The sequence below is a fragment of the Litorivicinus lipolyticus genome, from assembly GCF_009650135.1.
GTDB lineage: Bacteria > Pseudomonadota > Gammaproteobacteria > Pseudomonadales > Litorivicinaceae > Litorivicinus > Litorivicinus lipolyticus.
Map to the genome: position 1 here is coordinate 2316022 of NZ_CP045871.1, position 26479 is coordinate 2342500.

The 26479-nt window shown below is 59.6% G+C and carries 24 protein-coding genes, 1 tRNA gene and 2 rRNA genes (1 of these 27 cut by a window edge); 14 read left to right on the top strand and 13 right to left on the bottom strand.

Annotation, left to right across the window (positions count from 1 at the left end; translation table 11 throughout):
- The first annotated feature begins 56 nt into the window (after window positions 1-56).
- From glnL to GH975_RS11855, 4 genes are read left to right on the top strand one after another with little or no spacing between them, the layout of a single operon-like run.
- On the top strand, window positions 57-1127 hold the full coding sequence (glnL, locus tag GH975_RS11840; RefSeq protein ID WP_246164729.1) for a nitrogen regulation protein NR(II): 1071 nt from the start codon (window positions 57-59) through the stop codon (window positions 1125-1127).
- On the top strand, window positions 1124-2524 hold the full coding sequence (ntrC, locus tag GH975_RS11845; protein WP_153714722.1) for a nitrogen regulation protein NR(I): 1401 nt from the start codon (window positions 1124-1126) through the stop codon (window positions 2522-2524). The genes glnL and ntrC overlap by 4 nt, the downstream gene beginning before the upstream one ends.
- Window positions 2521-2982, top strand: a complete 462-nt coding sequence (locus GH975_RS11850; protein WP_153714723.1) for a tRNA (cytidine(34)-2'-O)-methyltransferase — start codon at window positions 2521-2523, stop codon at window positions 2980-2982. The genes ntrC and GH975_RS11850 overlap by 4 nt, the downstream gene beginning before the upstream one ends.
- On the top strand, window positions 2973-3611 hold the full coding sequence (locus GH975_RS11855) for a hypothetical protein (RefSeq protein WP_153714724.1): 639 nt from the start codon (window positions 2973-2975) through the stop codon (window positions 3609-3611). Before GH975_RS11850 ends, GH975_RS11855 begins: the two co-directional genes overlap by 10 nt.
- Here the strand turns inward: GH975_RS11855 and secB are convergent.
- Genes secB through GH975_RS11870 form a run of 3 tightly spaced genes read right to left on the bottom strand, consistent with a single transcriptional unit; the run spans window position 3608 to window position 4740 of the window.
- Window positions 3608-4054, bottom strand: a complete 447-nt coding sequence (secB, locus tag GH975_RS11860; protein WP_153714725.1) for a protein-export chaperone SecB — start codon at window positions 4052-4054, stop codon at window positions 3608-3610. The genes GH975_RS11855 and secB overlap by 4 nt on opposite strands.
- Complete coding sequence (gene grxC, locus GH975_RS11865; RefSeq protein ID WP_153714726.1) at window positions 4054-4317, bottom strand: glutaredoxin 3; 264 nt, start codon at window positions 4315-4317, stop codon at window positions 4054-4056. The genes secB and grxC overlap by 1 nt, the downstream gene beginning before the upstream one ends.
- A gap of 9 nt (window positions 4318-4326) precedes the next feature.
- A complete protein-coding gene (locus GH975_RS11870) occupies window positions 4327-4740 on the bottom strand; it encodes a rhodanese-like domain-containing protein (RefSeq protein WP_153714727.1) in 414 nt (137 codons plus the stop codon).
- A gap of 107 nt (window positions 4741-4847) precedes the next feature.
- Between GH975_RS11870 and gpmI the strand changes: the two genes are divergently transcribed.
- Genes gpmI through GH975_RS11890 form a run of 4 tightly spaced genes read left to right on the top strand, consistent with a single transcriptional unit; the run spans window position 4848 to window position 9439 of the window.
- Complete coding sequence (gene gpmI, locus GH975_RS11875) at window positions 4848-6353, top strand: 2,3-bisphosphoglycerate-independent phosphoglycerate mutase (RefSeq protein ID WP_153714728.1); 1506 nt, start codon at window positions 4848-4850, stop codon at window positions 6351-6353.
- Entirely contained in the window at window positions 6353-7444 is a 1092-nt protein-coding gene (locus tag GH975_RS11880; protein ID WP_153714729.1) for a murein hydrolase activator EnvC family protein, read from the top strand. The genes gpmI and GH975_RS11880 overlap by 1 nt, the downstream gene beginning before the upstream one ends.
- 58 nt (window positions 7445-7502) lie before the next feature.
- Window positions 7503-8720 (top strand): S41 family peptidase, encoded by a 1218-nt coding sequence (locus tag GH975_RS11885; protein ID WP_153714730.1) that lies wholly within the window; start codon window positions 7503-7505, stop codon window positions 8718-8720.
- Window positions 8717-9439, top strand: coding sequence for a divergent polysaccharide deacetylase family protein (locus tag GH975_RS11890; protein ID WP_153714731.1), 723 nt, complete (start codon window positions 8717-8719; stop codon window positions 9437-9439). Before GH975_RS11885 ends, GH975_RS11890 begins: the two co-directional genes overlap by 4 nt.
- Here the strand turns inward: GH975_RS11890 and hisF are convergent.
- The 4 genes from hisF to hisB are packed head-to-tail and all read right to left on the bottom strand — an operon-like array spanning window position 9429 to window position 12126.
- Window positions 9429-10187, bottom strand: a complete 759-nt coding sequence (gene hisF, locus GH975_RS11895) for an imidazole glycerol phosphate synthase subunit HisF (protein ID WP_153714732.1) — start codon at window positions 10185-10187, stop codon at window positions 9429-9431. The two genes, GH975_RS11890 and hisF, sit on opposite strands and share 11 nt — an antisense overlap.
- A complete protein-coding gene (gene hisA / locus GH975_RS11900; protein WP_153714733.1) occupies window positions 10184-10915 on the bottom strand; it encodes a 1-(5-phosphoribosyl)-5-[(5-phosphoribosylamino)methylideneamino]imidazole-4-carboxamide isomerase in 732 nt (243 codons plus the stop codon). The genes hisF and hisA overlap by 4 nt, the downstream gene beginning before the upstream one ends.
- Entirely contained in the window at window positions 10916-11539 is a 624-nt protein-coding gene (gene hisH / locus GH975_RS11905) for an imidazole glycerol phosphate synthase subunit HisH (RefSeq protein ID WP_153714734.1), read from the bottom strand.
- Complete coding sequence (gene hisB, locus GH975_RS11910) at window positions 11536-12126, bottom strand: imidazoleglycerol-phosphate dehydratase HisB (protein ID WP_153714735.1); 591 nt, start codon at window positions 12124-12126, stop codon at window positions 11536-11538. The genes hisH and hisB overlap by 4 nt, the downstream gene beginning before the upstream one ends.
- Window positions 12127-12241: 115 nt before the next feature.
- Here hisB and GH975_RS11915 point away from each other — a divergent pair, with 115 nt between their 5' ends.
- From GH975_RS11915 to GH975_RS11925, 3 genes are read left to right on the top strand one after another with little or no spacing between them, the layout of a single operon-like run.
- Window positions 12242-14200, top strand: coding sequence for an AsmA family protein (locus GH975_RS11915; protein ID WP_153714736.1), 1959 nt, complete (start codon window positions 12242-12244; stop codon window positions 14198-14200).
- A gap of 27 nt (window positions 14201-14227) precedes the next feature.
- Complete coding sequence (gene mutY / locus GH975_RS11920) at window positions 14228-15265, top strand: A/G-specific adenine glycosylase (protein WP_153714737.1); 1038 nt, start codon at window positions 14228-14230, stop codon at window positions 15263-15265.
- Entirely contained in the window at window positions 15262-15537 is a 276-nt protein-coding gene (locus GH975_RS11925) for an oxidative damage protection protein (protein WP_153714738.1), read from the top strand. The genes mutY and GH975_RS11925 overlap by 4 nt, the downstream gene beginning before the upstream one ends.
- Here the strand turns inward: GH975_RS11925 and GH975_RS11930 are convergent.
- The gene (locus tag GH975_RS11930; protein ID WP_153714739.1) at window positions 15495-16334 is read right to left on the bottom strand and encodes a LysR family transcriptional regulator; all 840 of its coding nucleotides are present in this window, start codon (window positions 16332-16334) and stop codon (window positions 15495-15497) included. The two genes, GH975_RS11925 and GH975_RS11930, sit on opposite strands and share 43 nt — an antisense overlap.
- Before the next feature lie 90 nt (window positions 16335-16424).
- Here GH975_RS11930 and GH975_RS11935 point away from each other — a divergent pair, with 90 nt between their 5' ends.
- Window positions 16425-19301 carry an FAD-binding and (Fe-S)-binding domain-containing protein gene (locus GH975_RS11935; RefSeq protein ID WP_153714740.1) on the top strand — a complete coding sequence of 959 codons (2877 nt, stop codon included), beginning with the start codon at window positions 16425-16427 and terminating at the stop codon, window positions 19299-19301.
- 35 nt (window positions 19302-19336) lie between these two features.
- Window positions 19337-19412 (top strand) — tRNA-Phe (locus GH975_RS11940).
- A gap of 46 nt (window positions 19413-19458) precedes the next feature.
- Here GH975_RS11940 and GH975_RS11945 read toward each other — a convergent pair.
- Together GH975_RS11945 and GH975_RS11950 are read right to left on the bottom strand one after the other, a co-directional pair.
- Window positions 19459-20634 (bottom strand): Wzz/FepE/Etk N-terminal domain-containing protein, encoded by a 1176-nt coding sequence (locus GH975_RS11945; RefSeq protein ID WP_153714741.1) that lies wholly within the window; start codon window positions 20632-20634, stop codon window positions 19459-19461.
- Window positions 20635-20722: 88 nt separating this feature from the next.
- Window positions 20723-23653 carry an L-glutamate gamma-semialdehyde dehydrogenase gene (locus GH975_RS11950; protein WP_153714742.1) on the bottom strand — a complete coding sequence of 977 codons (2931 nt, stop codon included), beginning with the start codon at window positions 23651-23653 and terminating at the stop codon, window positions 20723-20725.
- A gap of 100 nt (window positions 23654-23753) precedes the next feature.
- Between GH975_RS11950 and GH975_RS11955 the strand changes: the two genes are divergently transcribed.
- A complete protein-coding gene (locus tag GH975_RS11955) occupies window positions 23754-24302 on the top strand; it encodes an Lrp/AsnC ligand binding domain-containing protein (RefSeq protein ID WP_456085604.1) in 549 nt (182 codons plus the stop codon).
- Here the strand turns inward: GH975_RS11955 and GH975_RS11960 are convergent.
- From GH975_RS11960 to GH975_RS11970, 3 genes are all read right to left on the bottom strand, one after another.
- Window positions 24299-24619 (bottom strand): nucleotidyltransferase domain-containing protein, encoded by a 321-nt coding sequence (locus GH975_RS11960; RefSeq protein ID WP_170272644.1) that lies wholly within the window; start codon window positions 24617-24619, stop codon window positions 24299-24301. The two genes, GH975_RS11955 and GH975_RS11960, sit on opposite strands and share 4 nt — an antisense overlap.
- A gap of 141 nt (window positions 24620-24760) precedes the next feature.
- A 5S ribosomal RNA gene (gene rrf, locus GH975_RS11965) occupies window positions 24761-24876 on the bottom strand.
- A gap of 108 nt (window positions 24877-24984) precedes the next feature.
- A 23S ribosomal RNA gene (locus GH975_RS11970) occupies window positions 24985-26479 on the bottom strand (it continues 1386 nt past the right edge of the window).

Here is a 26479-nt window from a genome sequence, read left to right on the forward strand (position 1 = left end):
GCCCCGGTATTCCCGGGGCTTTTTTGATTGGGTCATTCACTTGTCAGGAGTCCGGTTTGCTCTCATCCACACAATCGCAGTCCATCCTGGAATCACTGTCCAGTGCCGTTTTGGTCATCGACTCGCGCCTGCACGTGGTCTTTGCCAACAACAGTGCCCAGCAACTGTTGGGCAAAAGTGAGCGCGGCCTCTACGAACACAGCATTACGGATTGGCTAGGCCGCGGCCTGGTCCGCGATCTAGCCAATACGTTAAGCAGCGGCCAGGGCTTTACCCGTCGCGAAACACCATTAACGGTTGACCAGCGCGAATTGGCGGTGGATTTAAGCGCCAGTCGTCTCAGCGATTCGTTCGGCGATCATTTGTTAATCGAACTGCATTGGGTTGACCACCTATCCAAGCTGCGTCAAGAAACCCACTTGCTGGCCGGCGAAGTCGGCTCGCGCGAATTGGCCCGCGGCTTGGCCCACGAGATCAAAAACCCGCTGGGTGGCATCCGCGGCGCGGCCCAGCTATTAAGCCGCCAGCTTGACGATCCGGGTGACCAAGAATACTTAACCGTAATTATCGACGAAGTGGACCGTCTGACGCGGCTGGTCGACCGGCTCAAGGGTCTGCAAGAAAAATCCGAGTGCAACGACCTCAACATCCACCACTTGCTGGAACGCACGCGCACTCTGCTCGAATCTGAATACGCCGACATCCAGATTGAACGTGATTATGACCCCAGCTTGCCCAGCATCTGGGGCGACTCCGAGCAACTCATGCAAGCTATTTTGAACGTCGCCAAAAACGCAGCACAGGCCCTAGTCGAAAACGAAGTTGAACGTCCTCGGCTGATTTTTCGAACGCGCATATCTCGGCAATTAGTATTGGGCGGAACCCCGCACCGACTGGCGATCCGCATCAGCATTATCGACAACGGGCCCGGTATCAATGAAGGCCTGCGCGACACCTTATTTCTGCCCATGGTCAGCGGCCGCGCCCAAGGCTCCGGGCTGGGCTTGGCCATTGCCCAACAAGTACTCACACGCCATCAGGGCCTGGTTGAATTTGAGTCACAACCAGGCAACACCTGTTTTTCGTTGACCATACCGATTGAACCACGAGGGGATTCCAACCCATGAGCGCAACCATCTGGGTGGTCGACGACGACCGATCAATCCGCTTTGTACTGGAGCGGGCGCTGGCCCAACAGGGCTATCAGGTCCGCGCCTTCGAAAACGGCGGGGAGCTATTACGTGCACTGAACGACGGCACCCCGGCACTCATTATGAGCGACATTCGGATGCCGGGCATCGATGGCATTGAACTGTTGGGACGCATCCGTAACAGCCAGCCTGAGCTGCCGGTGATCATCATGACCGCGCACAGCGACCTGGATTCGGCGGTCAACGCATACGAAAGCGGCGCCTTTGAGTATCTGCCCAAGCCGTTCGATTTGGACGATGCGGTGGCCCTGGTTGAACGCGCCATGCAGGCCCAGGCCGAGGCGCCGACCCAAGCGCCGCCAGAGGACACCCAATCGAGCCAATTGATCGGCGCAGCACCAGCCATGCAAGAGGTCTTCCGAGCCATTGGTCGACTGTCGCGCAGCGCCGTTACGGTGCTGATCAACGGCGAATCCGGCAGCGGTAAAGAGCTGGTCGCCAAGGCACTGCATGACCACAGCCCACGCGCCGACAAACCCTTTGTCGCGCTGAACATGGCGGCGATCCCCAAAGACTTGATCGAATCCGAGTTATTTGGCCACGAACGCGGTGCCTTTACCGGCGCCAACAGCCAGCGCCGTGGACGCTTTGAACAAGCCAGCGGTGGCACCTTATTTTTGGACGAGATCGGCGACATGCCGGCGGAAACCCAAACGCGGTTACTGCGCGTGCTGTCGAACAACGAGTTTTACCGAGTCGGCGGCCTGACACCGATCAAGGTCGACACCCGGGTTATCGCCGCAACCCATCAAAACTTGGAAGCCATGGTTGCCGACGGCCGCTTCCGCGAGGACTTGTTCCACCGCCTCAACGTGATTCGCATCCAAATCCCCTCCCTCGCCGACCGTGCCGAGGACGTGCCGGAACTGGCTCGTCACTTTTTAAAGCGCGCCAGCCAACAATTGGATGTGGAGTGCAAGGTGTTGCGCCCCGAAACCGAAGCGATATTGAGTGCCCATGCCTGGCCGGGTAACGTTCGCCAACTGGAAAATCTATGCAGCTGGCTGACCGTGATGGCCTCGGCGCGCGACGTCCATCCGGTCGATCTGCCGTCCGAATTTCATCAACACGACGACGCTAGCCCCGCCCGCTCCATGCGCTGGGAGGCGTCGCTCGCCAGCTGGGCGGAAAATGCCCTGCGCGACGGCGGAACCGAAATCTTGCAGCAGGCGCTGCCCGAATTTGAGCGCGTCATGATCCAAGTGGCCCTGGCGCACACCGGTGGCCGCAAACGTGAAGCGGCGGATTTGCTTGGCTGGGGCCGCAACACCCTGACCCGAAAATTGCAGGAACTGGGCCTGGACGCGGCGTGATCCACATTGTTTTGTTCGAGCCGGAAATACCGCCCAACACCGGCAACTTGATTCGGCTGTGCGCCAACACCGGCGCGCACCTGCATTTGATCGAGCCGCTCGGATTTTCCCTCGAAGAAAAGCAGCTACGCCGCTCCGGGCTGGACTACCACGACATGACCCGCGTGCACACATACCGCGACTTACCGGACTTTATCGCTCGCCACCCGTGCACGCGCTTGTGGGTCATCGAGACCGGCGGCCACCAACGCTATGACCAGGTCACCTACCAGGACGGCGACGGGCTGGTATTTGGGCCGGAAACACGCGGGCTCAAAGCGGCCCAATTGGCGCTCTTGAATAGCCCAGTCGTGAGCCTGCCGATGACGCCGAATAACCGCAGCTTAAACCTGTCCAATTGCGCCAGCATCGTCACCTTTGAGGCCTGGCGACAACTGGGATTTGACGGATGCGCCTAAGCCACGCTTGGCTGCTGGCGTTTGCCGCCACATCGCTGGGTTCCGGCGCCATCACGGCCGAGCAGCCGAACAACATTCTAGGCATCCAAGCCGGCCAAACCGCGGCCAGCGTTGAAGCGCGCCTGGGCGCGCCGCTTCGATGCGCACCCGGTGCGGTGGTAGACCGGTGGTGTGCGTGGGAAAACGACTGGGGTGCATTTCTGACGGTGTCCTACGTCGATGAACAGGTCACTTACGTCTACGTCAGTCACGAGTACAGTGGCGACACCGACTTAGCCCTCGACAGTGCCGACGACATGCGCAGCGCCTGGGGGCGCGAGGACATTCGCGCGGTATCGGCCGGCGGCTCGCGAATTCGCTACACCTATTTGCACAGCGGCCTGACGGTTAATTTTGATGATGACGAGCTTGCCGGTTATGCGATCGGGCCGGTGACCTGGCGCGCCAGCGCTACCTTGTCGGAATACCACCTGGGCGGCGTTCAGCTGTGCCCATCCGCACACTGCCCCTTCCAAATGCCATCACGAAAACTACGACCTGAGTTTGCATCACGCAGCGCCGCGGATTTATTAGCAGACATAAAAAACGGGGCACTAGGCCCCGTCCTTCAGCACACACCCGAACCTTAGTTCTTGGTAGCGCTCGCAGCTTCGGCGGCGGCTGCAACTTTCTGGTCGTACCATGCGTCGAAGTTAATCGGTGCCAGCATCGGAGCGGGGAAGGTGCCTTTGAGGGCAACGCTATCGATCGCTTCACGTGCGTAGGGGTACAGGATGTTGGGGCAGACTGCGCCCAAAATGCGTTCCAGCTGCTCGGGCTCGATGTTTTCGGCCACAAAGGCACCGGCCTGTTCGATTTCAGCCAAAAATGCCACGTCTTCTTCGTTCTTAACCGTGACCGTCATTTTCAGCACGACTTCGTACAGGCCTTCTTTGATCTGGCGGCTGGTTGAGTCCATTTCCAGGCCCAGCTTGGGCTGGAAGCCGGCGTCAAAAATTTCCGGTGCCTTGGGCGACTCGAACGACAGGTCTTTCAGGTAGATACGTACAATATTAAAACGTGGGTCACTCATTAATTTTGCTCCTTCAGTAAAGCGTCTAGTTTGCCCGTGCGCTCCAGCGCATAGGCTTCGTCAAAGCCACCCACATGGGTATCCCCAATCCAAATCTGCGGCACCGTACGGCGGCCGCTTTTTTGCATCATCTCGGTTCGTTTACCGGGATTTTGGTCGACTCGTATTTCGGTATATTTGGCGCCCTTCTCTTGGAACAGGCGACGGGCCATCTGGCAGTAAGGACAGATAGCCGTGGTGTACATCAGGACTGGGCTGCTCATCAGACGTTCCTATTTTTTGACCGGCAAGCTATTCGCGGTCCAGTCCATCATGCCGCCGCTGATGCGCGAGACATCCGGGTGACCGGCATCGGTCAGTTTCTTGACCGCTGAACTTGCGGTTGAACCCACCTTGCACACCACCAACAGCGGCCGCGCCTGGTATTTGGGCACTTCGGACAGGAAACTGTCCAACTTAGCCAACGGCCAATTTAATGCGCCCGCCACGTGACCGGTTTTGTAATCCTTGGCTTCACGTACATCGATCACCAAGGCGTTGTCACGGTTCATGCGCATGACCGCTTGCTGGGGCGTCACCGACGCGCCCTGACGGCGCTTTTCGTTGACCATGAAACCCACAAAAATCACCAACCACGCGCCAACGAGGTAGTAGTTATTGGAGATAAATTCGATTAATTGGTCCATTTCAGTCCCGAGTACTGCGTAAATTTGCCGCGCAGTATACACCTGAACATGGAGTCTAGGGCGCGCAGTCGATAGACTTTGAACCCTGATTTTTCTGGATGCCCGACATGACCGCTCGAAAGACAACTGCCCTGATCATTCTGGACGGCTTTGGCCGCCGCGCTGAAAGCCAAGATAACGCCATTTTGGCCGCCGCCACGCCCTTTATCGACCAGCTTGAAAAGGGCGTCTGCGCCGAGCTGAAAACCAGTGGACTGGCGGTTGGCTTGCCGGACGGCCAGATGGGCAACTCCGAAGTCGGCCACATGAACCTGGGCGCCGGGCGCGTCGTCTATCAGGACTTTACCCGCATCACCAAGGCCATGAACGACGGCGGGCTGCTGACTAATCCGGCCATCGACGACGCCATCCAAGCCTGCAAAAGCGCTGACAGCACGTTGCACTTGATGGGGCTGCTGTCGCCCGGCGGCGTGCACAGCCACCAAGACCATATTTTGGCCGTGGCCGAGGGCGCGTTAGCCGCCGGCGTGCGCGTGCGCATCCATGCCTTTACCGACGGGCGTGACACCCCGCCGCGCAGCGCCGAACCGAGTTTGGCCGACGCCGAACGCCGCCTCAGCGCCGCCGGTGATGGCGCCATCGCCAGCATTGCCGGCCGTTACTGGGCAATGGATCGCGACCAACGCTGGGACCGAGTTGAAAAAGCTTACCGCGCGATGGTGCTGGGGCATGCCGAGCATGACGCCGCCAGCGCCGTCCAAGCCCTCAACGATGCCTATGCGCGCGATGAAAACGACGAATTTGTCGCCCCGACTCTGATCAACGGGGGCGCGCCTTTCGCCGCCGGCGACCAGGTTGTGTTTATGAACTTCCGCCCGGATCGCGCGCGGGAAATGGTTCAGGCCCTGACCGCTTCGGAGTTCGATGGCTTTGAACGCGGCTACGCGCCAATTGCCGTCACCAGCCTAACCCGCTATGCCGCAAGCTTGGACGCACGCGTGGCTTTTGCGCCGCAGTCGCTGGACAATACCCTGGGCGAGTGGATGCAAAAACTCGGCAAGACCCAGCTGCGCATTGCCGAAACCGAAAAGTACGCCCACGTGACCTTTTTCTTTAGCGGCGGTCGCGAGCAACCCTACGACGGCGAAACCCGCGAACTGATCCCCAGCCCCAATGTCGCCACCTATGACCTGCAACCGGAAATGAGCGCGCCGGAGCTGACCGAAAAGCTGTGTGCCGCCATTCGCAGTGGCCAGCACGACCTGATTATCTGCAACTACGCCAATGGCGACATGGTCGGCCATACCGGCAACTTTGCCGCCGCAGTCAAGGCCATCGAGACGCTGGACGACTGCGTGCGTCAAGTCGCGAACGCAATCAACGAGGTCGGCGGCAGCGCGCTGATCACCGCCGATCACGGCAATGCCGAGATGATGCGCGACCCAACCAGCGGTCAGCCCCACACCGCACACACAACCGGCCCGGTGCCGCTGTACGTGATCGGCCACCCTGGTCCCGTCCGATCCGGCGCCCTCGAAGATGTCGCCCCGACGCTGTTGGCGATGATGGGCGTCGACAAGCCCGGCGCCATGACTGGCGTGTCGCTGATCTGATGCGCCAATGGCTGTTATTGCTGTGTCTCGCTTGCGCACCAGCCTGGTCGGCTGACAAGGCCGAGCAAGCCGCATTGGCGGCCAAGGCCGTGGATTTAGCCGCTGAACAAAAAGCCGAGCGGGCCCAGAAAGCCCAGGTCGAAGCCGAAAGCAAGCGGTTGGCACGGCGGATCGAACGCCTCGAAGCGGATTTGGCGGCTCAAAATCGGCGGGTTGACGAGCAACGTGGCCGGGTCGCTGACTTCAGCGCCCAGCGCCAAGCCCAGGCCGACGAAGTTCAGGGCTTGCGCGACAGCCTCGCCGACGAGCTGAACGCCTTTTACCGCGCAGGCCCCGAGGTCCGGCTGGCACTGGCGGGCGACAACGCCGGCCCACGCCTGGTCGAGTACCTACGTTTTTTGACCCGGGCCCGGCGCGACCGCTTGGACAGCTTGCTGACTGAACAAAAACGCCTAGCCAGTGCCGAGCGCCGATTGAGCGACGAAAACCAGCGCTTAGCCGCTGATGTCGCACGCTTGGACGAAGAAAAACGTCGACTGGGCGAGTCCAACGCCCGCCAAAACCAAATGCTGGCGAAGTTGGAAGCCAACCTCAGCACACGCGCGGCCCGCCAGGCCGAGGTCAAGGCCGACCAAGCGCGGCTGAAAGCGCTGCTGACGCAGCTACCCCGCGGCGCCAACCAAGGCCTGCCGTTCGCCCAAACCAAAGGCAAACTGGAGTGGCCTGCCGCCGGCAGCTTCATCCGCAACTTCGGCCAGCTGCGCGCGGACGGTCAGTCCAAATGGACCGGGCTGGTGATCGCCGCGCCCCAAGGCGGCGAAGTCAAAGCCGTCAAGGATGGCACGGTCGCCTACGCCGGTTGGTTACTCGGCTATGGCTTGCTGTTGGTGGTCGAACATGACAACGGCTACGCGACGCTGTACGGCCACAATCAGACCCTGAGCAAAGAGCGCGGCGACAGCGTGCGCGCCGGTGAAACTATCGCCCGCGCCGGCGCCACCGGCTCGCTGACCCAAAGCGGCGTGTTCTTTGGGGTCAACCGCCAAGGCCAGGCGCTGAATCCGCGCAGCTGGCTAAAGAAAGCCGGTTAGCACTGGCACAAACCACGATCCGACGACACACTGACGGGACACCCCCACAGGCCTCGACATGAAAAGATTGCTGATAGCTTGCCTCATTGCCGCGTCACTGCCGGTTCGGGCCGATGTGCCGCTGGAAAAAATCCAAATTTTCGCCGAGGTGTTCGAGCGTATCCGCGCAAGCTACGTCCAAGAAGTCAGCGACGAACAACTGTTGGACAGCGCCATTCGCGGCATGTTGCTGGATTTGGATCCGCACTCCAGTTATCTGCCGCCGGCTATCTTTGACGGCTTCCAAGCCGAGACCAGCGGCCAATTTGGCGGCATCGGCATGGAAGTGGCTGCCGAGAACGGCGTGATTCGCGTGGTCACCCCGATCGACGACACCCCCGCCTTCGAGGCCGGTATCCAAGCCGGCGACCTGATTGTCGCCATCGACGACACCGACGTGCGCGGCATGGACTTAGGCCAAGCGATCGAGTTGCTGCGCGGCCCGGTCGACAGCGAGGTGACCCTGACACTGGTCCGCGGCAACGGCGAGCAACAACTAACGCTGACGCGCGCATTGATCAGCGTCGCCAGCGTGCGCGGCAACCGTATCGGCGACGACTTTGGCTGGGTTCGCATTAGCCAATTCCAACAAGACACCGGCGACGAGACCCGGGCGCTGGTCAAACGCCTGAACGATCAGGCGCCGCTAAAGGGATTGGTGCTGGATCTGCGCAACAATCCCGGCGGCGTATTGGGCGCGGCGATTGGCGTCAGCGACGTGTTCGTCGAAACCGGCACCATCGTCAGCACGCGCACACGCAATGCCGAGCAAGCGGTTAGCTTCGACGCGCGCAACCAAGACGGCGACTTTATTGACCTGCCGCTGGTCGTGTTGATCAACGAAGGCAGTGCCTCGGCCAGCGAAATCGTCGCCGGCGCCCTCCAGGACCTGGGCCGGGCGGTCATTATGGGCACCCCCAGCTTTGGCAAAGGCAGCGTACAAAGCCTGTTGCCGCTGGCGGACGGCAGCGCGCTAAAACTGACCACTGCGCTGTACTACACCCCCAACGACCGCTCGATTCAAAACGAGGGCATCGTGCCGGACGTGCTGGTACGCCAAGGCACCCTGACCGTTGACGATAATCAAAGTCTGCGCGAAGCCGACTTAGCCGGACGCCTGGACAACCCCGCCGGCGACGCCGAACCGACCGACGACCGCGCAGCGCCGGTCGATGACTATCAACTGCAAGAGGCCATCAACATGTTGCGTGGATTGGCCGTGGTAACCCGAAAATGAACCGTCGAGACCTTCTCAAAGCCACCGGCCTATTGGGCCTGCCATTGCCGAGCCTGGCGGCCCTGCGCCCGACCATCGCGATCATCATGGACGACTTGGGTTATCGCCAAAGTGCCAGCTACGCGGCACTTGAGCTGAACAAGGCCGTGACCCTGGCCATATTGCCCCACACCGTGCATTCCGAGGCGCTGGCGGACGGCGCCCGAGCGTTCGAACACGAGGTCATGCTGCACCTGCCGATGCAGGCCCAAAACGGCAAATTTATGGGCCCGGGTGGGCTTGCGATGGAGATGGCACCGAGCGAGATCCGCGCCAACGTCGCCGCCGGCTTTGACAACCTCGGTGGCCATGCACGCGGTTTTAATAACCACATGGGCAGCGCACTGACCGCATCCAAACCGCACATGCGCTGGGTCATGGACGAAGCGCGCGGGCATTGCGATTACTTTATCGACAGCATCACCAGCGCCGACTCGGTTGCCTTGGACGCTGCTAAAAACGCGGGCTTGGCCTGTGCACGACGTGACTTATTTTTGGACGATGCGCTGGATGAACTGAGTGTGGTCGAACGCTTTGAAATCTTGCTGCTGCGCCAGCAGCAAACGCCACAGGTGGTCATTTGCCACCCGCGCGACGAAACCTTGGATTTTCTGAGTCGCCAATGGGCATGGATCGAGGACCACTACGATGTGGTCCCCGCCTCGGCCGTTACAGCCTAACGTCGATCCCGGCCGCCGCCATGGTGGCCTTGGCCTGAGCGATGCTGTAGGTGCCGAAATGGAAGATGCTGGCAGCTAATACCGCCTCGGCACCGCCTTGGGCCACCCCCTCGACCAAATGGTCCAGGTTGCCGACGCCACCGGACGCAATCACAGGCACCGCCACCGCATCCGAAATCGTCCGCGTCAGGGCTAAATCGAAGCCGTCCCCAGTGCCGTCACGGTCCATGCTGGTCAACAAAATTTCACCGGCTCCATAGTCGACCATCCGCATCGCCCATTCGACCGCGTTAATACCGGTCGGCTTGCGCCCGCCATGGGTAAAGATCTCCCAGTGCGCGCCGACTTGCTTGGCATCAATCGCGACCACAATGCACTGGCTGCCAAAGCGATCGGCGGCCGCCTTTACAAACTCTGGGTTGCTGACCGCGGCTGAATTGATGCCGACTTTGTCGGCGCCATGGTTAAGCAGATTGCGGATGTCGTTGACCTCGCGCACACCGCCCCCAACCGTCAGCGGAATAAACACCTCGGAGGCGATTTGCTCGACCATTTTAAAGGTCGTATCGCGCCCCTCATGGGTCGCGGTGATGTCCAAAAATGTTAGCTCATCGGCGCCTTGCTGGTCGTAGCCGCGGGCCACCGCCACCGGGTCGCCGGCATCGCGGATATCAACAAATTGAACGCCCTTAACGACGCGGCCATCGGCCACATCAAGGCAGGGAATAATGCGTTTAGCGACGCTCACGGCGCCAGCGCCAGCGCTTGGGCTTCGGCCAAATCCAAGGTGCCTTCGTAAATCGCCCGCCCAGTAATCACACCGCTGATGCCGCGGTGGCTTTGCGCTTTGCAGGCCCGAATATCGTCCATTGTATGCACGCCGCCCGATGCGATCACCGGAATGCCGGCCGCTTCGGCCAATTCGGCAGTTGCCTCGACGTTGACCCCAGCACGCATACCGTCACGGGCAATGTCGGTAAAGATGATGGCGCTGACACCGGCATCGGCAAAGCGCTGGGCGCACTCGATCGCGCTAACTTGGCTGACGTCATCCCAGCCATGGGTTGCGACCATGCCGTCGCGCGCGTCCAAACCGACAATAATGCGGTTCGGGAAACGGTCACAGGCTTCGACCACAAAGGCCGGGTCTTTGACCGCCGCGGTGCCGATGATGGCCAGATGCAGCCCTATTTCCAGGTAGGTTTCCAGCGTCGGCATGGTGCGAATGCCGCCGCCCAATTCCAGTTCCAACTCTGGGCATGCGCGAATGATCTGTGCGACCACTTCCAAATGCCGCGGCTCGCCGGCAAAAGCGCCGTCCAAATCCACCAGATGCAAGCGCTGTGCGCCGGCGTCTTGCCACCGTTTGGCCATGGCCACCGGGTCGTCACCAAATACATCGGCGTCTTCCATTCGGCCCTGTTTCAGACGCACACACTTGCCGCCTTTCAGATCGATCGCTGGGATTACTAGCATTTACACAGTCCAGTTCAAAAAGTTCGAATACAGTTGCAGGCCAGCGTGCTGGCTTTTCTCGGGGTGGAATTGGGTCGCAAACACGCGCCCCTGAATAATTGCCGCGACAAAGGGCTCGCCATGCTCGGCGGTGGCGGCGACATAGGGCTGGTCTAAATCGACACTGCGAAACGAGTGCACGAAATAGAACCGCTCGCCCTGGGGAATGCCATCAAACAGCGGGTGTTCGCGATGCTGGATTTGATTCCACCCCATGTGCGGTATTTTTAAGCCGCAGGCGCGAATCGCGCTGGGGAAATGGTTAATTTCTCCGTCCAGCCAGCCCATGCCATCGACGCCGCCGCTTTCATCGCCACGACTAAACAGGGCCTGCATACCCACGCACACACCCATCATCGGCCGGGTTTGCACGAATGCTTTCAAGGCCGCATCAAAGCCGGCCGCCTGAATGCCCTCGACACAGGCGCCCATGGCACCCACGCCGGGCAGCACCGCGCGGTCACAGTCATTGAGCTGGGCTGGCGAATCGATTAAGCGCACGTCCCAGTCAGGACCGGCGTGCTCCAGCGCCTTGGAGACGCTGTGCAAATTACCCATGCCGTAGTCGACGACGCCGACAATCATAGGGCGCCTTTGGTCGACGGGGTCCCGGTTTGGCGCGGATCGCGGCTGACGGCAATACGCAGGGCGCGACCAAAGGCCTTAAAGATCGTTTCCGCCTGGTGGTGCGCGTTTTTGCCCTTCAGATTGTCAATGTGCAGCGTGATTCGGGCGTGATTGACCAGCGCCTGGAAAAACTCTTGCAACAAATCGACGTCAAAATCGCCGATCCGAGCACGCGTGTACTCAACGTCCGTATACAAACCGGGGCGGCCGGACAGGTCGATGACGACGCGGCTTAAGGCTTCGTCCAAGGGCGCGTAAAAGCTGCCGTAACGGGTCAGGCCTTTTTTATCGCCGATGGCTTCACGCAGCGCTTCGCCCAGCACAATGCCGGTGTCTTCGACGGTGTGGTGTGCGTCAATGTCCAAGTCGCCATTGGCATGGACCTTAAGGTCGATCAAGCCGTGGCGCGCGATCTGGTCGAGCATGTGATCAAAAAACGGTACGCCGGTGTTCAGATCGCTCTGGCCGGTTCCGTCGAGGTTGATGCTGACGCTGATTTGCGTTTCCAAAGTGTCACGGTTGACCGTGGCTGTCCGCTCGCTCATGGGCTTTCCTGTCGATGGCTAATGCTTTGTGCGCGCGCATGATACCACTCCCAAAGGTCAATGACGTAGGGCGCGCATGAGGGTTTAATTGCGCTCTACCTGAGGAGTGTTGGCAATGCGCTGGATCGTTGGAATTGTTGGAGGGCTGGTCGCCCTGGTTGTCATCGCGGTGGTCGCCGTGGTCGCGTTGGTCAACCCCAATGACTACAAAGGCGTGGCCATCGAACAGGCCGCCAAAGCCGGCTGGGAGCTGTCCATTGACGGCGATATGAGCCTCGCATTTTGGCCCTCACTGGCGATTGACTTGCCTGCTACCCGCGTCGCCAGCACCCGCGCCAAGCAAACCATCAGCGTCCAAGACGCCCAAGTCTCGATCGCGGTGTGGCCGCTGATCAGCGCCCAGCGGGTCGAAGCCAGCACCTTGACGCTGCGGTCCCCGGTGATTGAGTGGGACCTGGATGCTGCGTTGCCCGGCGCCGAATCGACCGCCAAAACCGACCCCTCAACCGGGGCTGGCGTAGCCGGCTTCGCAATTGGCGGGGTCGACATACAGCAAGGTCAAATTCGCCTGTATCAGGGCGCCGAGCTGGTCCACGACATCGCCCTAGAACGGCTGACCCTGGGCGCATTGGCGCCGGACACCTGGGTCCCAATCGAATTGGTTATGGACTACCAGGCCCCGGGCATGGCGCCACTGCGTCAAACACTGACCGGCGATATTAAAACCGACGACGCCTTCGCCCGCATAGAAGTCCGCGACCTTGACAGCAACACCGGCGGTATCGCCGTGACCGGCAACTTGGCGATGGTGGCGTCGCCGCTGGCGTTATCCGGCAGCCTAAAGGTCGCCGAATTTAACCCCACCCGGGTACTTTCGGACCTGGGCATTGCGTTGCCGGCGATGCAAAACCCGAATGCGCTGACGCGTGCCAGCTTTGGACTGACCTTTGATGACCAAAAGTCGGTGTACGCGCGTGAATTAACGATCAACTTTGACGACACCGCGTTGGCTGGCGAAGGTGGCTTGGTGTCGCTGACACCGCTTAAATTCAACCTCCAACTCAGCGGCGATCAACTCAGCGTGGACGACTATTTAGCCGTTGACACTGACGCTGCCGATAGTGGCCCGGACACCGGTGCAAGTGGATCTCCGTTGGCGGCCATTGCCGGTATCGACGGCCGCATTGCACTGGCCATGGGGCAACTTAATGCCAGCGGCCTAACCTTGACGGATGTCGACACCGTTGCCGTCATCGAGGACCGCCGAATTGACGTTCAGCGCCTAAATGCCCAAGGCTATGACGGCACCATCGCCGCCAAGGCCGTGGTCAATGGCCGCAGCGCGATCCCCAGCATGTCCGCGGACCTGAACTTATCAAGCCTGCAAATCCAGGGTTTATTGGCCGATTTGGCCGGCTACGGCGACCTCTCGGGCATTGCCGAAATCACCGGTTCCTTTACCGCCGAAGGGGCGAACGCTGAGGCCATCATGGCCAGCCTTAACGGCACCAGCCAAGGCCAACTGGTCAACGGCGCGCTAAAAGGACTGGCTATCGACTCGCTGATTTGCGAGGGCATGGCGACGCTGGTTGGCGGCCAAAGCAAACTGGCCGCCGGCGACAGCGCGTTTGACGCCATGCGCTTTGACAGCGACATCCGTAACGGCGTCGCGACCTTCAACACCCTCAACGTTGGCCTTGCCAACTTACAGGTCAGCGGTACCGGCTCGATCAACCTGCCGGCCCAATTGGTCGACATGAAACTGGGCGCTAACCTCAGCGGCGACAGCGCCATCAGCGGCTGCAAGGTGCCCGGCGCACTCGCCGAAGCGACTATTCCGCTGGCCTGCAAAGGCGGCTTTAGCGACGACCCCTTGACGCTGTGCAAACTCGATTCAAGTGGCATGAGCCAGCTACTTAGCGCCAGCGCCAAAGCCAAAGCAAGCGCGCGCATTGAGGAAGAAAAAGCCGCGCTCAAAACCAAGGTCGAAGCGAAGAAAGCCGAACTCAAAGACGACGCCAAAGCCAAGCTCGAAGAAAAGCTCGGCGGCGCGTTAAAAGGCTTATTCAAATAGGCTTCGCCCTGAGTTAGGGTGCGGGGCATGAACGACTTTGCCTCACGTACCCTTGCTTGGTTCGACCAACACGGCCGCCACGACCTGCCCTGGCAACACCGCGGCCCCTATGTCACCTGGGTCTCGGAGATCATGCTCCAGCAAACCCAAGTGACCACCGCGATCCCCTATTTCGAGCGCTTTATGGCGCGATTCCCCGACATACAGGCGCTGGGTACTGCCCCGCTGGACGAAGTGTTGGCGCACTGGAGCGGCTTAGGCTATTACGCCCGGGCGCGTAACCTGCACAAAAGCGCCGCACTGCTCGCAGCAGATGGCGTGGATTTGCCCGCGAGTCTGGATGAGCTAGTCGCGCTACCCGGTATTGGCCGCTCCACCGCCGGCGCCATTTTGGCCATGGGTCACCGCACCCACGGGGTCATTTTGGATGGCAACGTCAAGCGCGTGTTAGCCCGCCACAGCGGCGAGGATGAATGGCCCGGCACAACACCGGCCCAAAAGCGGCTGTGGGCGTTGGCCCATGACCACACGCCGGCCGATCGCAGCGGCGACTTTGCCCAGGCCATGATGGATTTGGGGGCCACGCTGTGCACCCGCAGCCGACCGGCCTGCGAGCGCTGCCCGCTGGCTGAGGATTGCCAGGCCCGGCGCCTGGACATGACCGCGACGGTGCCACGACCCAAGCCGAAAAAAGTGGCCCCGACCAAGACCCGGTTTTGGCTAATCTGGCAGGACGCTAAACAGCGCCTGTACCTGGAGCGGCGGCCGGACAGCGGTTTGTGGGGCGGCCTTTATTGCCCGCCCGAGGCCGACACGCTGGACGAGCTGATGCGGGCGAACGAACATTTGTTCGCGCCCTCCGCCACCCGTGAATTTCACGAGCTGGCGACCATTGAACACAGCTTTAGTCACTACCATCTAAAAGCACGTCCCATATTAGTTCGCGCCAGCGCCGCGCCCACGGTCCGCGATACGCCCAGTGCCTGGGTTTGGCCGCAATCGAGCGTGGCAACGCCGGCGCCCGTGACACGCCTAATCCAACAGCTTATTGAGGAGCCGACATGACCCGAACCGTCCATTGCCGCAAATTTGACCAGGAATTACCCGGGCTGATGGCGCCGCCCTACCCCGGCGCCAAAGGCATCGAAATTTATGAGAGCGTCTCGGCCAAGGCCTGGCAGGAGTGGCAGGCCAACCAGTTGATGCTGATTAACGAACACCGCTTGAACTTGATGGACGCCGCCACCCGCAAATGGCTGGAAGGCGAAATGGACAAGTTTTTCAGTGGCCAGGACTACGCCAAGCCAGAGGGCTTCGTGGCGCCGTCGAACGACTGAATCGTCACTAACAACTCGCGCATAAACGCCCGAATAACCGGGTTGTCGTGTTCGCTGGTGCGCGTTAGCCGGCATATGTCGCGCGGCGCAATGTGCGGCATAGGCTCGGACTCTAACGCGCCCAGCGTTAACGAAGGCAACAGCGCGTGCCCACCCAATGACTGCGCCAACCGGACCGCGAGCTGCGGCGTATCTACCTGAATTCGAGGCGGCTCAATGCCCGCGTTCGCCAATAGCTGCTCGGTGTGAGTGCCCTCGGTCAAGCCAATGCGGATACCGCCGCGCCCGACCCGCACGATTGGGTCGCGGTAAATAACTTCACCCACCAAATCCGGCGACACGCCACTGGCACCCTGGATCCCCAGGTCCGCGTAACCCGCGGTAATGGCATCACTGACATGTGACGCCGTGCCCTCGATGACGGTGACCTCAACTCGAGGGTGCTGGCGAATGAACTGACTCAGCGCGCTCGGCAACCACGCCAGTGCGACCGACGGCGCCACCGCCAAGCGCAAGCGCCCGCCCTGCCCCGTGGCGATTTGAGTCAGACTCGACTCGGCCTCATGGTTGGCGATCCAGGCCCGCCGCGCCGCCGGCACAAAACTAACGCCGGCTTCGGTCAACACGACGGTGCGCGTGGTCCGCTCGAACAGCTGAACGCCAGCCGAGGTTTCCAAATCCTTGATCGAGACACTCAGCGCAGCCGGTGATTGATGCAGCTGCGCTGCCGCTTTTTTAAACGACCCAGTTTCAGCCAGTGCAATAAAGGCCGCCAGGTGACGTTGTCGCATCGCCATTTAATTAACCATTGATTAACAATCAGCAATATTAATTAGCTTGCGGCTAATCACCTGTCAAGGCTTACTGCGCATACACAGGAGACCGACATGACCTTACCCGCCGCCAATGCCGTGCTGATCACAGACTTTATCAACGCCCTGATTCAGGCCGGGTTCCGCGGCGAATGCCATCAAGACCGCGCCCATCGCCTGGTCATGTCGACCGACAACAGCGTTTATCAAGTCGACCCGCAGGCGGTGATTTACCCAATCAGCGAGGGTGACCTGAAGACGCTAATGAGCGTCGCCAACCAGCCCGCGTTTATGGGCATCCAATTCGCACCGCGTGGTGGCGGCACCGGTACCAACGGCCAAAGTTTGAACAGCTGCGTGACCGTCGACACCTCACGTCACCTCAACAAGATCATCGACATCGATGTCGAGGCCCAACATGTTTGGGTCCAACCCGGCGTGGTGCTGGATCAACTGAATGCGGCATTGGCACCGCATGGGCTGTTTTTCCCGCCCAACGTGTCGACCTCGTCGCGCGCCACCATCGGCGGCATGGTGGGCACGGATGCCAGCGGTAAAGGGTCGCGGTTGTATGGCAAAACGTCGGACTACGTCGAGTCCATGCAAATCGTATTAAGTGACGCCAGCGTGCTGATGACCCGCTCTATGCAGGGCATCAGTGAGCGCGCCGAGGCCGCCGTCACACAACTGAAACAGTCAGTATCAAACAACCTTGACGAGATCGAACGGCGCTTCCCAAAAATGAACCGCGGGCTGACCGGGTATAACCTGAAACAGGCCTGGGACGGCGAGGCGCTTAACCTGAACTACCTGTTCGCAGGCTCCGAGGGCAGCCTTGGCTTGACCCAGCGCATTCAGTTGCGCGTTGTCCCGCTGCCCAAGGTGGTCAAGCTGGTGAGCGTCGGTTATGACGACTTTATGCTGGCGCTGCGTGACGTCACCCAGTTGGTGCCCTTTGACCCCGAGTCGGTCGAAATTTTAGACGACAAAATTATGGGACTGGCGAAGTCCGATGCTTCATGGCACCAAATCTCCGACATTTTTGGCGGCGACACCCTAGCGGCAGTCAACTTTGTCGAGTTTGTCGGCGAGGACGATGCCAGTGTTGATGCCCAGGTCAAAGCGCTGGTTGATTCGCTGAGCGCGCGCAAAGGCCAACCCGGCGCACCGGTTAGCTGGACGATGGCGCGCGACGAAGCCCAGCGCAAAGCACTCTGGAACATCCGTAAAAAAGCGGTCGGTTTGCTGGGCGCTTTGCAAGGCAAACGCCGCGCCCTGCCATTCGTCGAGGACACTGCGGTACCGCCGGACGTGCTGGCGGACTTTGTTGCTGAATTCCGTGCCGTGCTGGACCAGCAAGGCGTTGCCTACGGCATGTTCGGCCATGCCGATGTCGGTTGTTTGCACGTGCGCCCCACCCTGGACATGACCGACCCCGAAGACGAGGCGCGGCTGCGGCTGATTTCAGACCGGGTCAAAGACCTGTGCTTAAAATATGGCGGCTTATTGTGGGGCGAACACGGCAAGGGCTTTCGCGGCGAATTCAGCCCCGAATTCTTTGGCCCGGTGTTGTGGGCAGAACTGCAAAAGATCAAAGCAGCGTTCGACCCCGACAACCGCTTTAACCCGGGCAAAATCGTCGTTCCCAGCAACGACATTGCACTGATCGCCATCGATGAGCCGCCCATGCGCGGCCACTTCGACCGCGACATCGCGCCCGCTCAACAAACCGGCTTCGAAACCGCGATCAAGTGCAATGGCAACGGCTTGTGCTTTGGCTGGGACGCCGACGAAGCCATGTGCCCCAGCTACAAGCTAAGCCGTGACCGTACACGCTCACCCAAGGGCCGCGCGATGCTGTTGAAAGAGTGGCGCCGGCTACAGTCACTCGGCGACAGCGCTGCGCTGGCCGAACTGGAACCGCAGCTGGCGCAGTCGCTGGACGACTGCCTAAGCTGCAAGTCGTGCACCGGCTCATGCCCGGTCAAGGTCAATATTCCGGACATGAAGTCGCAGTTTTTGCAGCACTGGCACCAAACTCGTCGCCGTCCGCTGCGCGATCGCTTGCTCGCCGGCCTGGAACCCATGGGCCTGTGGTTGTCCAAAGTACCGACCCTATCGAACCTGGCGATGCGGGTCGCAGCCCCGGTTATCCGCGCCGCTGGCCTGACCGAGCTGCCGATGTTCAGCCGCGAAACCGCCTCGGCGGTATTGCGCAAACACGGGATCGCCCCCTTTGCCTACTCGCAACTGGACAACGCGCCGGACAACGCCGTGGTGCTGGTCCAGGATTCGTTTACCTCGTTCTTTGACACCGCGGTCTTGGACGCGTCGATCCAGGTGCTGAAAGCACTGGGCTACACCGTCATCGCCACGCCCATTCACGCCAACGGCAAGGGCCTGCACGTCAAGGGCATGCGCACTGCGTTTCGCGAAGTTGCCGCCACCAACCAGGCGATGTTCGAGCGCTTAAACGCCAGCGGCCTGCCGCTGATCGGCATCGAAGGTGTAGTTAACCTGATTGGGCGCAGTGAAGCCTGCGACGCCGGCCTGGCTGGCTGGCACGTGCAAGGCCTGCAAGAGTTCCTGGTTACCCAGTCGCTGCCGGCGCGGTTGAACGGAATCAGCGCACCCGAGCTGTTCGCCCACTGCACCGAAAAAACCGCGCTGGGCAGTATGACAGCGGACTGGCAAGCCGTTTTCAGCGCGCTAGGCGCCACCCTGCCGGTCGCCCAAGTCGGCTGCTGCGGCATGTCGGGCGTATACGGTCACGAAACCGAGCACCGCGACGGCGCGGTCAAACTGTTCAACATGAGCTGGGGCGACAAAGTCAGCGCGGACAGCTTGGTGACCGGGTTTAGCTGCCGCTGTCAGGTCAAAGCAATTCAAGGAACTCGCCCGCGCCACCCGATCGAGTGGATTGCTGAACAATTAGCCGCGCCGGAGCGTTGACAGCCACGGTTTGCGTGGCATAATGCGCACCCTCTGGCCTGATAGCTCAGTTGGTAGAGCAACGGATTGAAAATCCGTGTGTCGGCAGTTCGAATCTGCCTCGGGCCACCATATTTAAAAAGCCTCGCAATTGCGGGGCTTTTTTTCGCCTCGAGATTTAGGCCTGACGCGCTTTGTAACCGCGATAGCCCGAGCGAATCAGCACGAACAACACGCCAACCATGCCGCCCAGCACCAACGACAACGCCAGCACCAGGCTGGTTTTGCGGTTGCTCTTGACGTCCATGAGCTCAAGGTCAATCACCACCGGGGTAAAGCCCTCACCCAGCGGGAGCTGGCCCAGGGCGCGTTCGATCTGGGCGACGCGGGTATCGCTCAAGAGCAGTTCGCGCTGTTCAACCAATTCACGGTAACCGGCGATGTAATGGCCAAATGCCTCGGGTGAGCGGTTTTGGATCAACGAAATTTCTTTTTCTAGGGCGCGGTAACCGCGCTCGTATAGGGGCTCCTCGGCCCTGACGGCTACCGATGAATCACTGCTGTCCGGCGTCAAAACGCGAACCGACGTGCCCTGTGCAATCCCCAACTCGCGGGCAATCTCGGCTTGCTCACGCAAAAACGCGACGCGACTGGTCGTTTCGTATTCGTAGGCGCGAACTTTGGCCTGCAACGCCGCCTCAACGGCAGCCAGCTCATTTACCGCACCAGCCAGAGTGGCAACTTTAAAATTTTCGATATTTTGCCGAATTTGAGACGCCGCCCCGGCATAAACCTCGGGCAACGCTCGCGCCAGCACCTCTAGGCCACCGGCTTCGCTCGGGGCCTCGAAGGTCAGTCGATAGTTTTCTTGATTCTTCCCGGGGCGGGCAATTTTGAAGTCTTTGGCCATTGCCAAGGCCGCCAGTGCTCTTTTGCTCGGCTCGACCCCGCTTAACTCGTCTGCAAACACAGATGACGTTTGGGCACGAACCTCCGCGTAGTCCTCGAACTCTCGAATGAACGTGGTCCGCAGATCCTCCGCCGTCAGCTGCAATGCCACTCCACGCTGCTGAACCAAGTCTTGCGAATCCGCGTTAGATCGGCCCGCGGTCACGTCGCCGATCGAGCTAATGTTATAGAGCGACGAAAACTGGCTCATATAGGCTTGAGATTGCGGCTGTAACTGAACATCACCCGTGTACGTCGTCGGCGCAAGTGCCAAAAACCCACCACCGAGCGCCATGGCACCTGCTGTGAATAGAGCGATTAGCCACTTCCCGTCCCAAACGGTCTCTACCAGTTGAAACAAGTCGATCTCGTCGTCGTAGCCATTGCTCGGCACAGGGTTTTCCACGGTCTAACTCCCACTATCTTTAACGCACAGCGCGCAAAGGTGGAAGTGTCGCGGATCCCCCCTTAGGTTTCAATAAGATACACGACGATTAGCCGCCCGCCATCAACGCCGCATTACCCCCCGCAGCCGTGGTGTCGGTACTTTGCGTGCGCTCTTGTATAAATCGCGTTAAATAAAGCGGCCCACCCGCCTTGGGCCCGGTGCCGGATAAACCGTGACCACCGAAGGGCTGGCTGCCGACCACAGCGCCGATCTGGTTGCGGTTCACATAGACGTTACCGGCATGAATCGAACGCGCAAACTGGGCCTGGCGCAAGTCACTGCGGGTATGAATGCCGGCGGTCAACGCGAAGCCCAAGTCATTGATTCGCTCGATCGTTGCCTGCAACTGGTTGGATTGATAGGTCACGATGTGCAGAACCGGCCCAAACACTTCGCGATCCGGCATAGCGTTGTCCGCCAATCGCCACATCTGAGGGGCGACGTAACGCGGATCGTCCCCAAACACCCCCAATGGGGTCTCGGCCAATCGCTGCGCGCCGTTCGCATCAATCGCCGACAGGTACTGACGAATGCCGCCGGCGGCCTTGGCATCGATCATTGGGCCGACATCCGTCGCCGGGTCACTGGCCTGACCAATACGCAATTCCTGCATGGCACCCGTCAGCATCTCTATCTGGGCGTCGGCAATGTCTTCTTGCAAGCACAGCACGCGCAGCGCACTGCAGCGCTGACCGGCACTTTGAAAAGCGCCGGCGATGACATCACGGGTCACCTGTTCAGGCAAGGCACTGCTGTCGACGACCATGGCGTTGATGCCACCGGTCTCGGCAATCAGTGTCGCGATGGGTCCGTCGCGCTGAGCCAGCTGAATATTGATGCGCTTGGCGGTCGCGGTCGAGCCGGTAAAGGCAACACCGGCAATACGCGAATCCCCTAACAAGGCATCGCCAATCACCGGCCCCTCGCCGGGCAGGCATTGAAGCACGTCGTGCGGGACGCCGGCTTGGTGCAGTAGCCCAACCGCCCACAGCCCCGTGCGCGGGGTCGCTTCCGCAGGCTTGGCCAACACCGTGTTACCCGAAACCAGTGCAGCTGATACCTGGCCCAGGAAAATGGCCAGCGGGAAATTCCACGGCGCAATCGCCAAAAACACACCCTTGCCCTCAACCCAGTAGTGGTTGTCCTCGCCCGTCGGTCCCGGCAGCACCTTGACCGCGCCCATCGTCGCCGCCTGCATCGCGTAGTAACGCAAAAAGTCGACCGCCTCACGCACCTCAGACAATCCATCGGCGAGCACACGCCCACCTTCATCCGCTAGCAGCTGCATAGCCTCGGCGGTATGGGACTCGAGCAAGTCCGCCGCCGCCAACAAAATCTGCGAACGCGTCTCGAAACCTGCTTCATTCCATGATCCAAACGCCCCATGCGCCCGATCCAAAGCCGCTCGTGCCTCGCTGGCGGACGTGTCCACCGTTGTCACCGCCGGCACCTTGGCTGCCTGAACACGCGCCAAATGCGGCGCCCTATCCAAATCGAAACCGAGTGAATTGGTGCGTGCGCCAAACAAATCGTGCGGTGCATGCATTGCCCGCGACGTATCATTCAGCGGGTCCTGACAAATAGCGCCGACGGGAATATCGTCATCCGCGATCTGGTGAACGAAGCTGCTGTTGGCGCCATTTTCAAGCAGACGGCGGACCAAATAGGCGAGCAGATCACGATGCGGGCCGACCGGCGCGTACACACGAACCCCTACTTTGGGCTTGGCAATGGCGTATAGCGACTCGCCCATTCCATGCAGGCGCTGGAATTCATAGCCATCGCTGCCCAAGGCTGCGATCGCCGCCACGGTCAGCGCGTTGTGTGTCGCAAAACAGGGGTGCATGACCGCTCGGGCCTCCATCATTTTACGCGCACAAATCAGGTAGTTGAGGTCCGTGTCTGCTTTGCGCGTAAACACCGGGTAACTGTCCAAACCGAGGGTCTGGGCGCGTTTAACTTCGGCATCCCAGTATGCGCCCTTGACCAATCGTGGCAACAGCCGCCGCCCCGAGTCACGCGCCAAGTCAGCCACGAAATCAACGGTTTGCTGGGCGCCTTTGTGATAAGCCTGAATCGCCAGCCCCAAGCCTTCCCAAGATGGTGTGATCGCCGGGTCATGGGCCAGCTTCGCCAGCACATCCAATTGCAGCAGCAAGCGTTCCGTTTCCTCGGCATCGATACAAAGCGGGACGTTGTGCTGGGCCGCTTTTATAACCAGACCCTGGACCCGCGGATACAGCTCTACGTCCAACCGATCCTTCTGATGCGGGTTAAAGCGCGGATGCAGGGCCGATAATTTAATCGACAAGCCCTGCTTCTGATGCAGCGGCTGATCGGGCTGGGTGCATAACGCATCCAATGCATCGTGATAACTGCGCAGGTAGCGCTGCGCATCGGCGTCAGTCATGGCCGCTTCGCCCAACATGTCAAAACTACAGATTTCTTTTTTTGCGCTTTTTAAAGCGGCCTTAATGTCACGCCCGTACACAAACTGGCCCCCCAATACGGCGACGGCCTTGCGGACCATCACACGTACCACGGGTTCGCCGACACGCTGGACCAGACTATTCCACGCACCTTTCGGGTTAGGGGTGACGATCTTGCCGGTCACCAGCAACGCCGCCGTTGAGGCGTTGACGAACCAACTTTCAGCACGGCCACTGTGGGCGCGCCAATCCAGGCCCGACAATTTTGACTGCAACAAGCTGTCGACCGTGGCCGAGTCCGGAATGCGCAAAATGCACTCAGCAATACACAGCAGAGCCACGCCTTCTTCGCTAGACAGGTTGTACTCCTGTAGTAACGAGGCCACCGGGCCCTCGTCACTGGCGTTATCACGCACGCGCTGAACCCAATGTGCCGCCTGGTCCCGAACCGACTGATCCAAGGGCTGACTATCGGCTCGCAGTGCAGCCGCGTAGTCCAGGTCCGCAACGTCGTAATCAGGGGTAAACAAGTGGGTATCTGTGTGCATCTGGCAATCTCCTAGTCGTCACACATTCTAGGATTTCACCGGCCACAATTATTCGGCGTTACATACTGCTTAGCGCTCACACAGGCTTTTTTTAAATCGAATGCCAAAGTATATTCGAGACAGCGGCGATTACACCGAATTTGACGAAGGCTCACTAGACGCCCGCGGCAAACTGGAACATGATCAGCGGATGGAATTAGACAGTTATGACCGCAACATTCTACGTGCGTTACAAGCCGATGCACGTCAAACCAACCAGCAGTTGGCCAACAACATCGCACTATCTCCGTCCGCGTGTTTGGAGCGGGTACGCAAGTTAGAAAAGCGTGGACTGATCCAGGGCTACCGCGCACTCCTCAACGCGCGCAACCTGGGCATGGACCATGTGGTGTTTGTCGAAGTGACCTTGACGCGATCGACCCAAGACGCCTTTGTCCATTTCGCACGTGCAGTACGTGCCATACCGCAGATCCAAGCCTGTCATATGGTCGCTGGCGGCTTTGACTACCTGTTGAAAGTTCGCGGTCGCGATATCCAAGAATATCGGCAGTTTTTAGGCGAAGTATTGACTCAGTTACCCGATGTTCAGTCGACCCACACCTACGTGGTAATGGAAACAGTCAAAGACGGAGATGAGCTGAACGTTTAGGCCGGACGTCTATAAAGCTCGCGGCCCTGACGACTAACCTGGTCAAGCAGCTCGGCATTGTCGACCGCCGCCAAATCGATCATGTCAAAGTGGTAGGGCATCAGGGTTTCTTCATTCAAGTAATCGGCGAGGGCCAAACACATATCGTACCCATCGCCGTCAATCTCCAGGGCAATGTCGACGTCCGAGCCATTGCGGTAATTACCCTTAGCACGAGAACCGAATAGGATCGCGGTGCGAACCTGCGCGAAGTTCGCGCAAGCCGCCGCAACGTGGGTGGCATTAAAAGCCTGGCGCCCGCGGAGCGGCTGACCCACAGGATGTGGGAAATGCCGCGGAGGCCATGGATGGCCGAGAGCGGCCCGGCCCACCCTACTCTCACGTTCGAGTAGCCCATCGAGCAGGCATAAAAAAAGGCCCGACCCCCACGACGTGGGGATCGGACCTTTGCATTAAAAGCCTGGCGATGACCTACTCTCACATGGGGAGACCCCACACTACCATCGGCGCTAATCTGTTTCACTTCCGAGTTCGGGATGGGATCGGGTGGGTCCAGACCGCTATGGTCGCCAAGCAAACTTTGGGCAATGAGCTTTCACTCATCCCCGAAATACGCGTCATCTAGAGTTAACTCAAGAACAGTCCAAGCCAATTGGCATTCAACGGTCTGCTTCGGTGTTGTATGGTCAAGCCACACGGGCAATTAGTACTGGTTAGCTCAACGCCTCACAACGCTTACACACCCAGCCTATCAACGTCGTAGTCTACGACGGCCCTTTAGACCCCCTAAGGGGTGTGAGAACTCATCTTGAAGGAGGCTTCCCGCTTAGATGCTTTCAGCGGTTATCCCGTCCGAACTTAGCTACCCGGCAATGCCACTGGCGTGACAACCGGAACACCAGAGGTTCGTCCACTCCGGTCCTCTCGTACTAGGAGCAGCTCTTCTCAATTCTCAAAACGTCCACGGCAGATAGGGACCGAACTGTCTCACGACGTTCTAAACCCAGCTCGCGTACCACTTTAAATGGCGAACAGCCATACCCTTGGGACCGGCTTCAGCCCCAGGATGTGATGAGCCGACATCGAGGTGCCAAACACCGCCGTCGATGTGAACTCTTGGGCGGTATCAGCCTGTTATCCCCGGAGTACCTTTTATCCGTTGAGCGATGGCCCTTCCATACAGAACCACCGGATCACTAGGACCTACTTTCGTACCTGTTCGACTTGTCAGTCTCACAGTCAAGCACCCTTCTACCCTTGCGCTCATGGAACGATTTCCGACCGTTCCGAGGGTACCTTCGCGCTCCTCCGTTACTCTTTGGGAGGAGACCGCCCCAGTCAAACTACCCACCACGCGCTGTCCCTGTACCGGATAACGGTACGAGGTTAGAACCCCAAATTTGCCAGGCTGGTATTTCAAGGTTGGCTCCACCGAAACTAGCGTCCCGGTTTCATAGCCTCCCAGCTATCCTACACAAACAAATTCAGAGTCCAGCGCGAAGCTGTAGTAAAGGTTCACGGGGTCTTTCCGTCTAGCCGCGGATACACAGCATCTTAACTGCGATTTCAATTTCACTGAGTCTTGGGTGGAGACAGCGTGGCCATCGTTACACCATTCGTGCAGGTCGGAACTTACCCGACAAGGAATTTCGCTACCTTAGGACCGTTATAGTTACGGCCGCCGTTTACCGGGGCTTCGATCAAGAGCTTCGCTTACGCTAACCCCATCAATTAACCTTCCGGCACCGGGCAGGTGTCACACCCTATACGTCCACTTTCGTGTTTGCAGAGTGCTGTGTTTTTAATAAACAGTCGCAGCCACCTGGTCACTTCGACCGGCCTCAGCTTAGGGAGCAAGTCCCATCACCAAAGCCGGCGTACCTTCTCCCGAAGTTACGGTACCATTTTGCCTAGTTCCTTCACCCAAGTTCTCTCAAGCGCCTTGGTATTCTCTACCTGACCACCTGTGTCGGTTTCGGGTACGATTTCTAATTACCTGAAGCTTAGAAGCTTTTCCTGGAAGCATGGCATCAACGACTTCATCTCCGTAGAGACTCGTCATCGCTTCTCGGCATTAACAAGATCCCGGATTTACCTAAGATCTCTGCCTACAAGCTTAAACAGGGACAACCGTCGCCCTGATCGCCTAGCCTTCTCCGTCCCTCCATCGCAGTAAT

Coding starts and splice junctions, on each gene's coding strand:
- GH975_RS11930 (WP_153714739.1), bottom strand. CDS start 16,334: ATGGCGATGCGACAACGTCACCTGGCGGCCTTTATTGCACTGGCTGAA.
- GH975_RS11890 (WP_153714731.1), top strand. CDS start 8,717: ATGAACCGTCGAGACCTTCTCAAAGCCACCGGCCTATTGGGCCTGCCA.
- GH975_RS11935 (WP_153714740.1), top strand. CDS start 16,425: ATGACCTTACCCGCCGCCAATGCCGTGCTGATCACAGACTTTATCAAC.
- GH975_RS11950 (WP_153714742.1), bottom strand. CDS start 23,653: ATGCACACAGATACCCACTTGTTTACCCCTGATTACGACGTTGCGGAC.
- GH975_RS11955 (WP_456085604.1), top strand. CDS start 23,754: ATGCCAAAGTATATTCGAGACAGCGGCGATTACACCGAATTTGACGAA.
- grxC (WP_153714726.1), bottom strand. CDS start 4,317: ATGAGCAGCCCAGTCCTGATGTACACCACGGCTATCTGTCCTTACTGC.
- GH975_RS11855 (WP_153714724.1), top strand. CDS start 2,973: ATGCGCCTAAGCCACGCTTGGCTGCTGGCGTTTGCCGCCACATCGCTG.
- hisA (WP_153714733.1), bottom strand. CDS start 10,915: ATGCTAGTAATCCCAGCGATCGATCTGAAAGGCGGCAAGTGTGTGCGT.
- mutY (WP_153714737.1), top strand. CDS start 14,228: ATGAACGACTTTGCCTCACGTACCCTTGCTTGGTTCGACCAACACGGC.
- GH975_RS11915 (WP_153714736.1), top strand. CDS start 12,242: ATGCGCTGGATCGTTGGAATTGTTGGAGGGCTGGTCGCCCTGGTTGTC.
- hisB (WP_153714735.1), bottom strand. CDS start 12,126: ATGAGCGAGCGGACAGCCACGGTCAACCGTGACACTTTGGAAACGCAA.
- GH975_RS11925 (WP_153714738.1), top strand. CDS start 15,262: ATGACCCGAACCGTCCATTGCCGCAAATTTGACCAGGAATTACCCGGG.
- gpmI (WP_153714728.1), top strand. CDS start 4,848: ATGACCGCTCGAAAGACAACTGCCCTGATCATTCTGGACGGCTTTGGC.
- ntrC (WP_153714722.1), top strand. CDS start 1,124: ATGAGCGCAACCATCTGGGTGGTCGACGACGACCGATCAATCCGCTTT.
- GH975_RS11880 (WP_153714729.1), top strand. CDS start 6,353: ATGCGCCAATGGCTGTTATTGCTGTGTCTCGCTTGCGCACCAGCCTGG.
- GH975_RS11870 (WP_153714727.1), bottom strand. CDS start 4,740: ATGGACCAATTAATCGAATTTATCTCCAATAACTACTACCTCGTTGGC.
- GH975_RS11885 (WP_153714730.1), top strand. CDS start 7,503: ATGAAAAGATTGCTGATAGCTTGCCTCATTGCCGCGTCACTGCCGGTT.
- hisH (WP_153714734.1), bottom strand. CDS start 11,539: ATGATTGTCGGCGTCGTCGACTACGGCATGGGTAATTTGCACAGCGTC.
- secB (WP_153714725.1), bottom strand. CDS start 4,054: ATGAGTGACCCACGTTTTAATATTGTACGTATCTACCTGAAAGACCTG.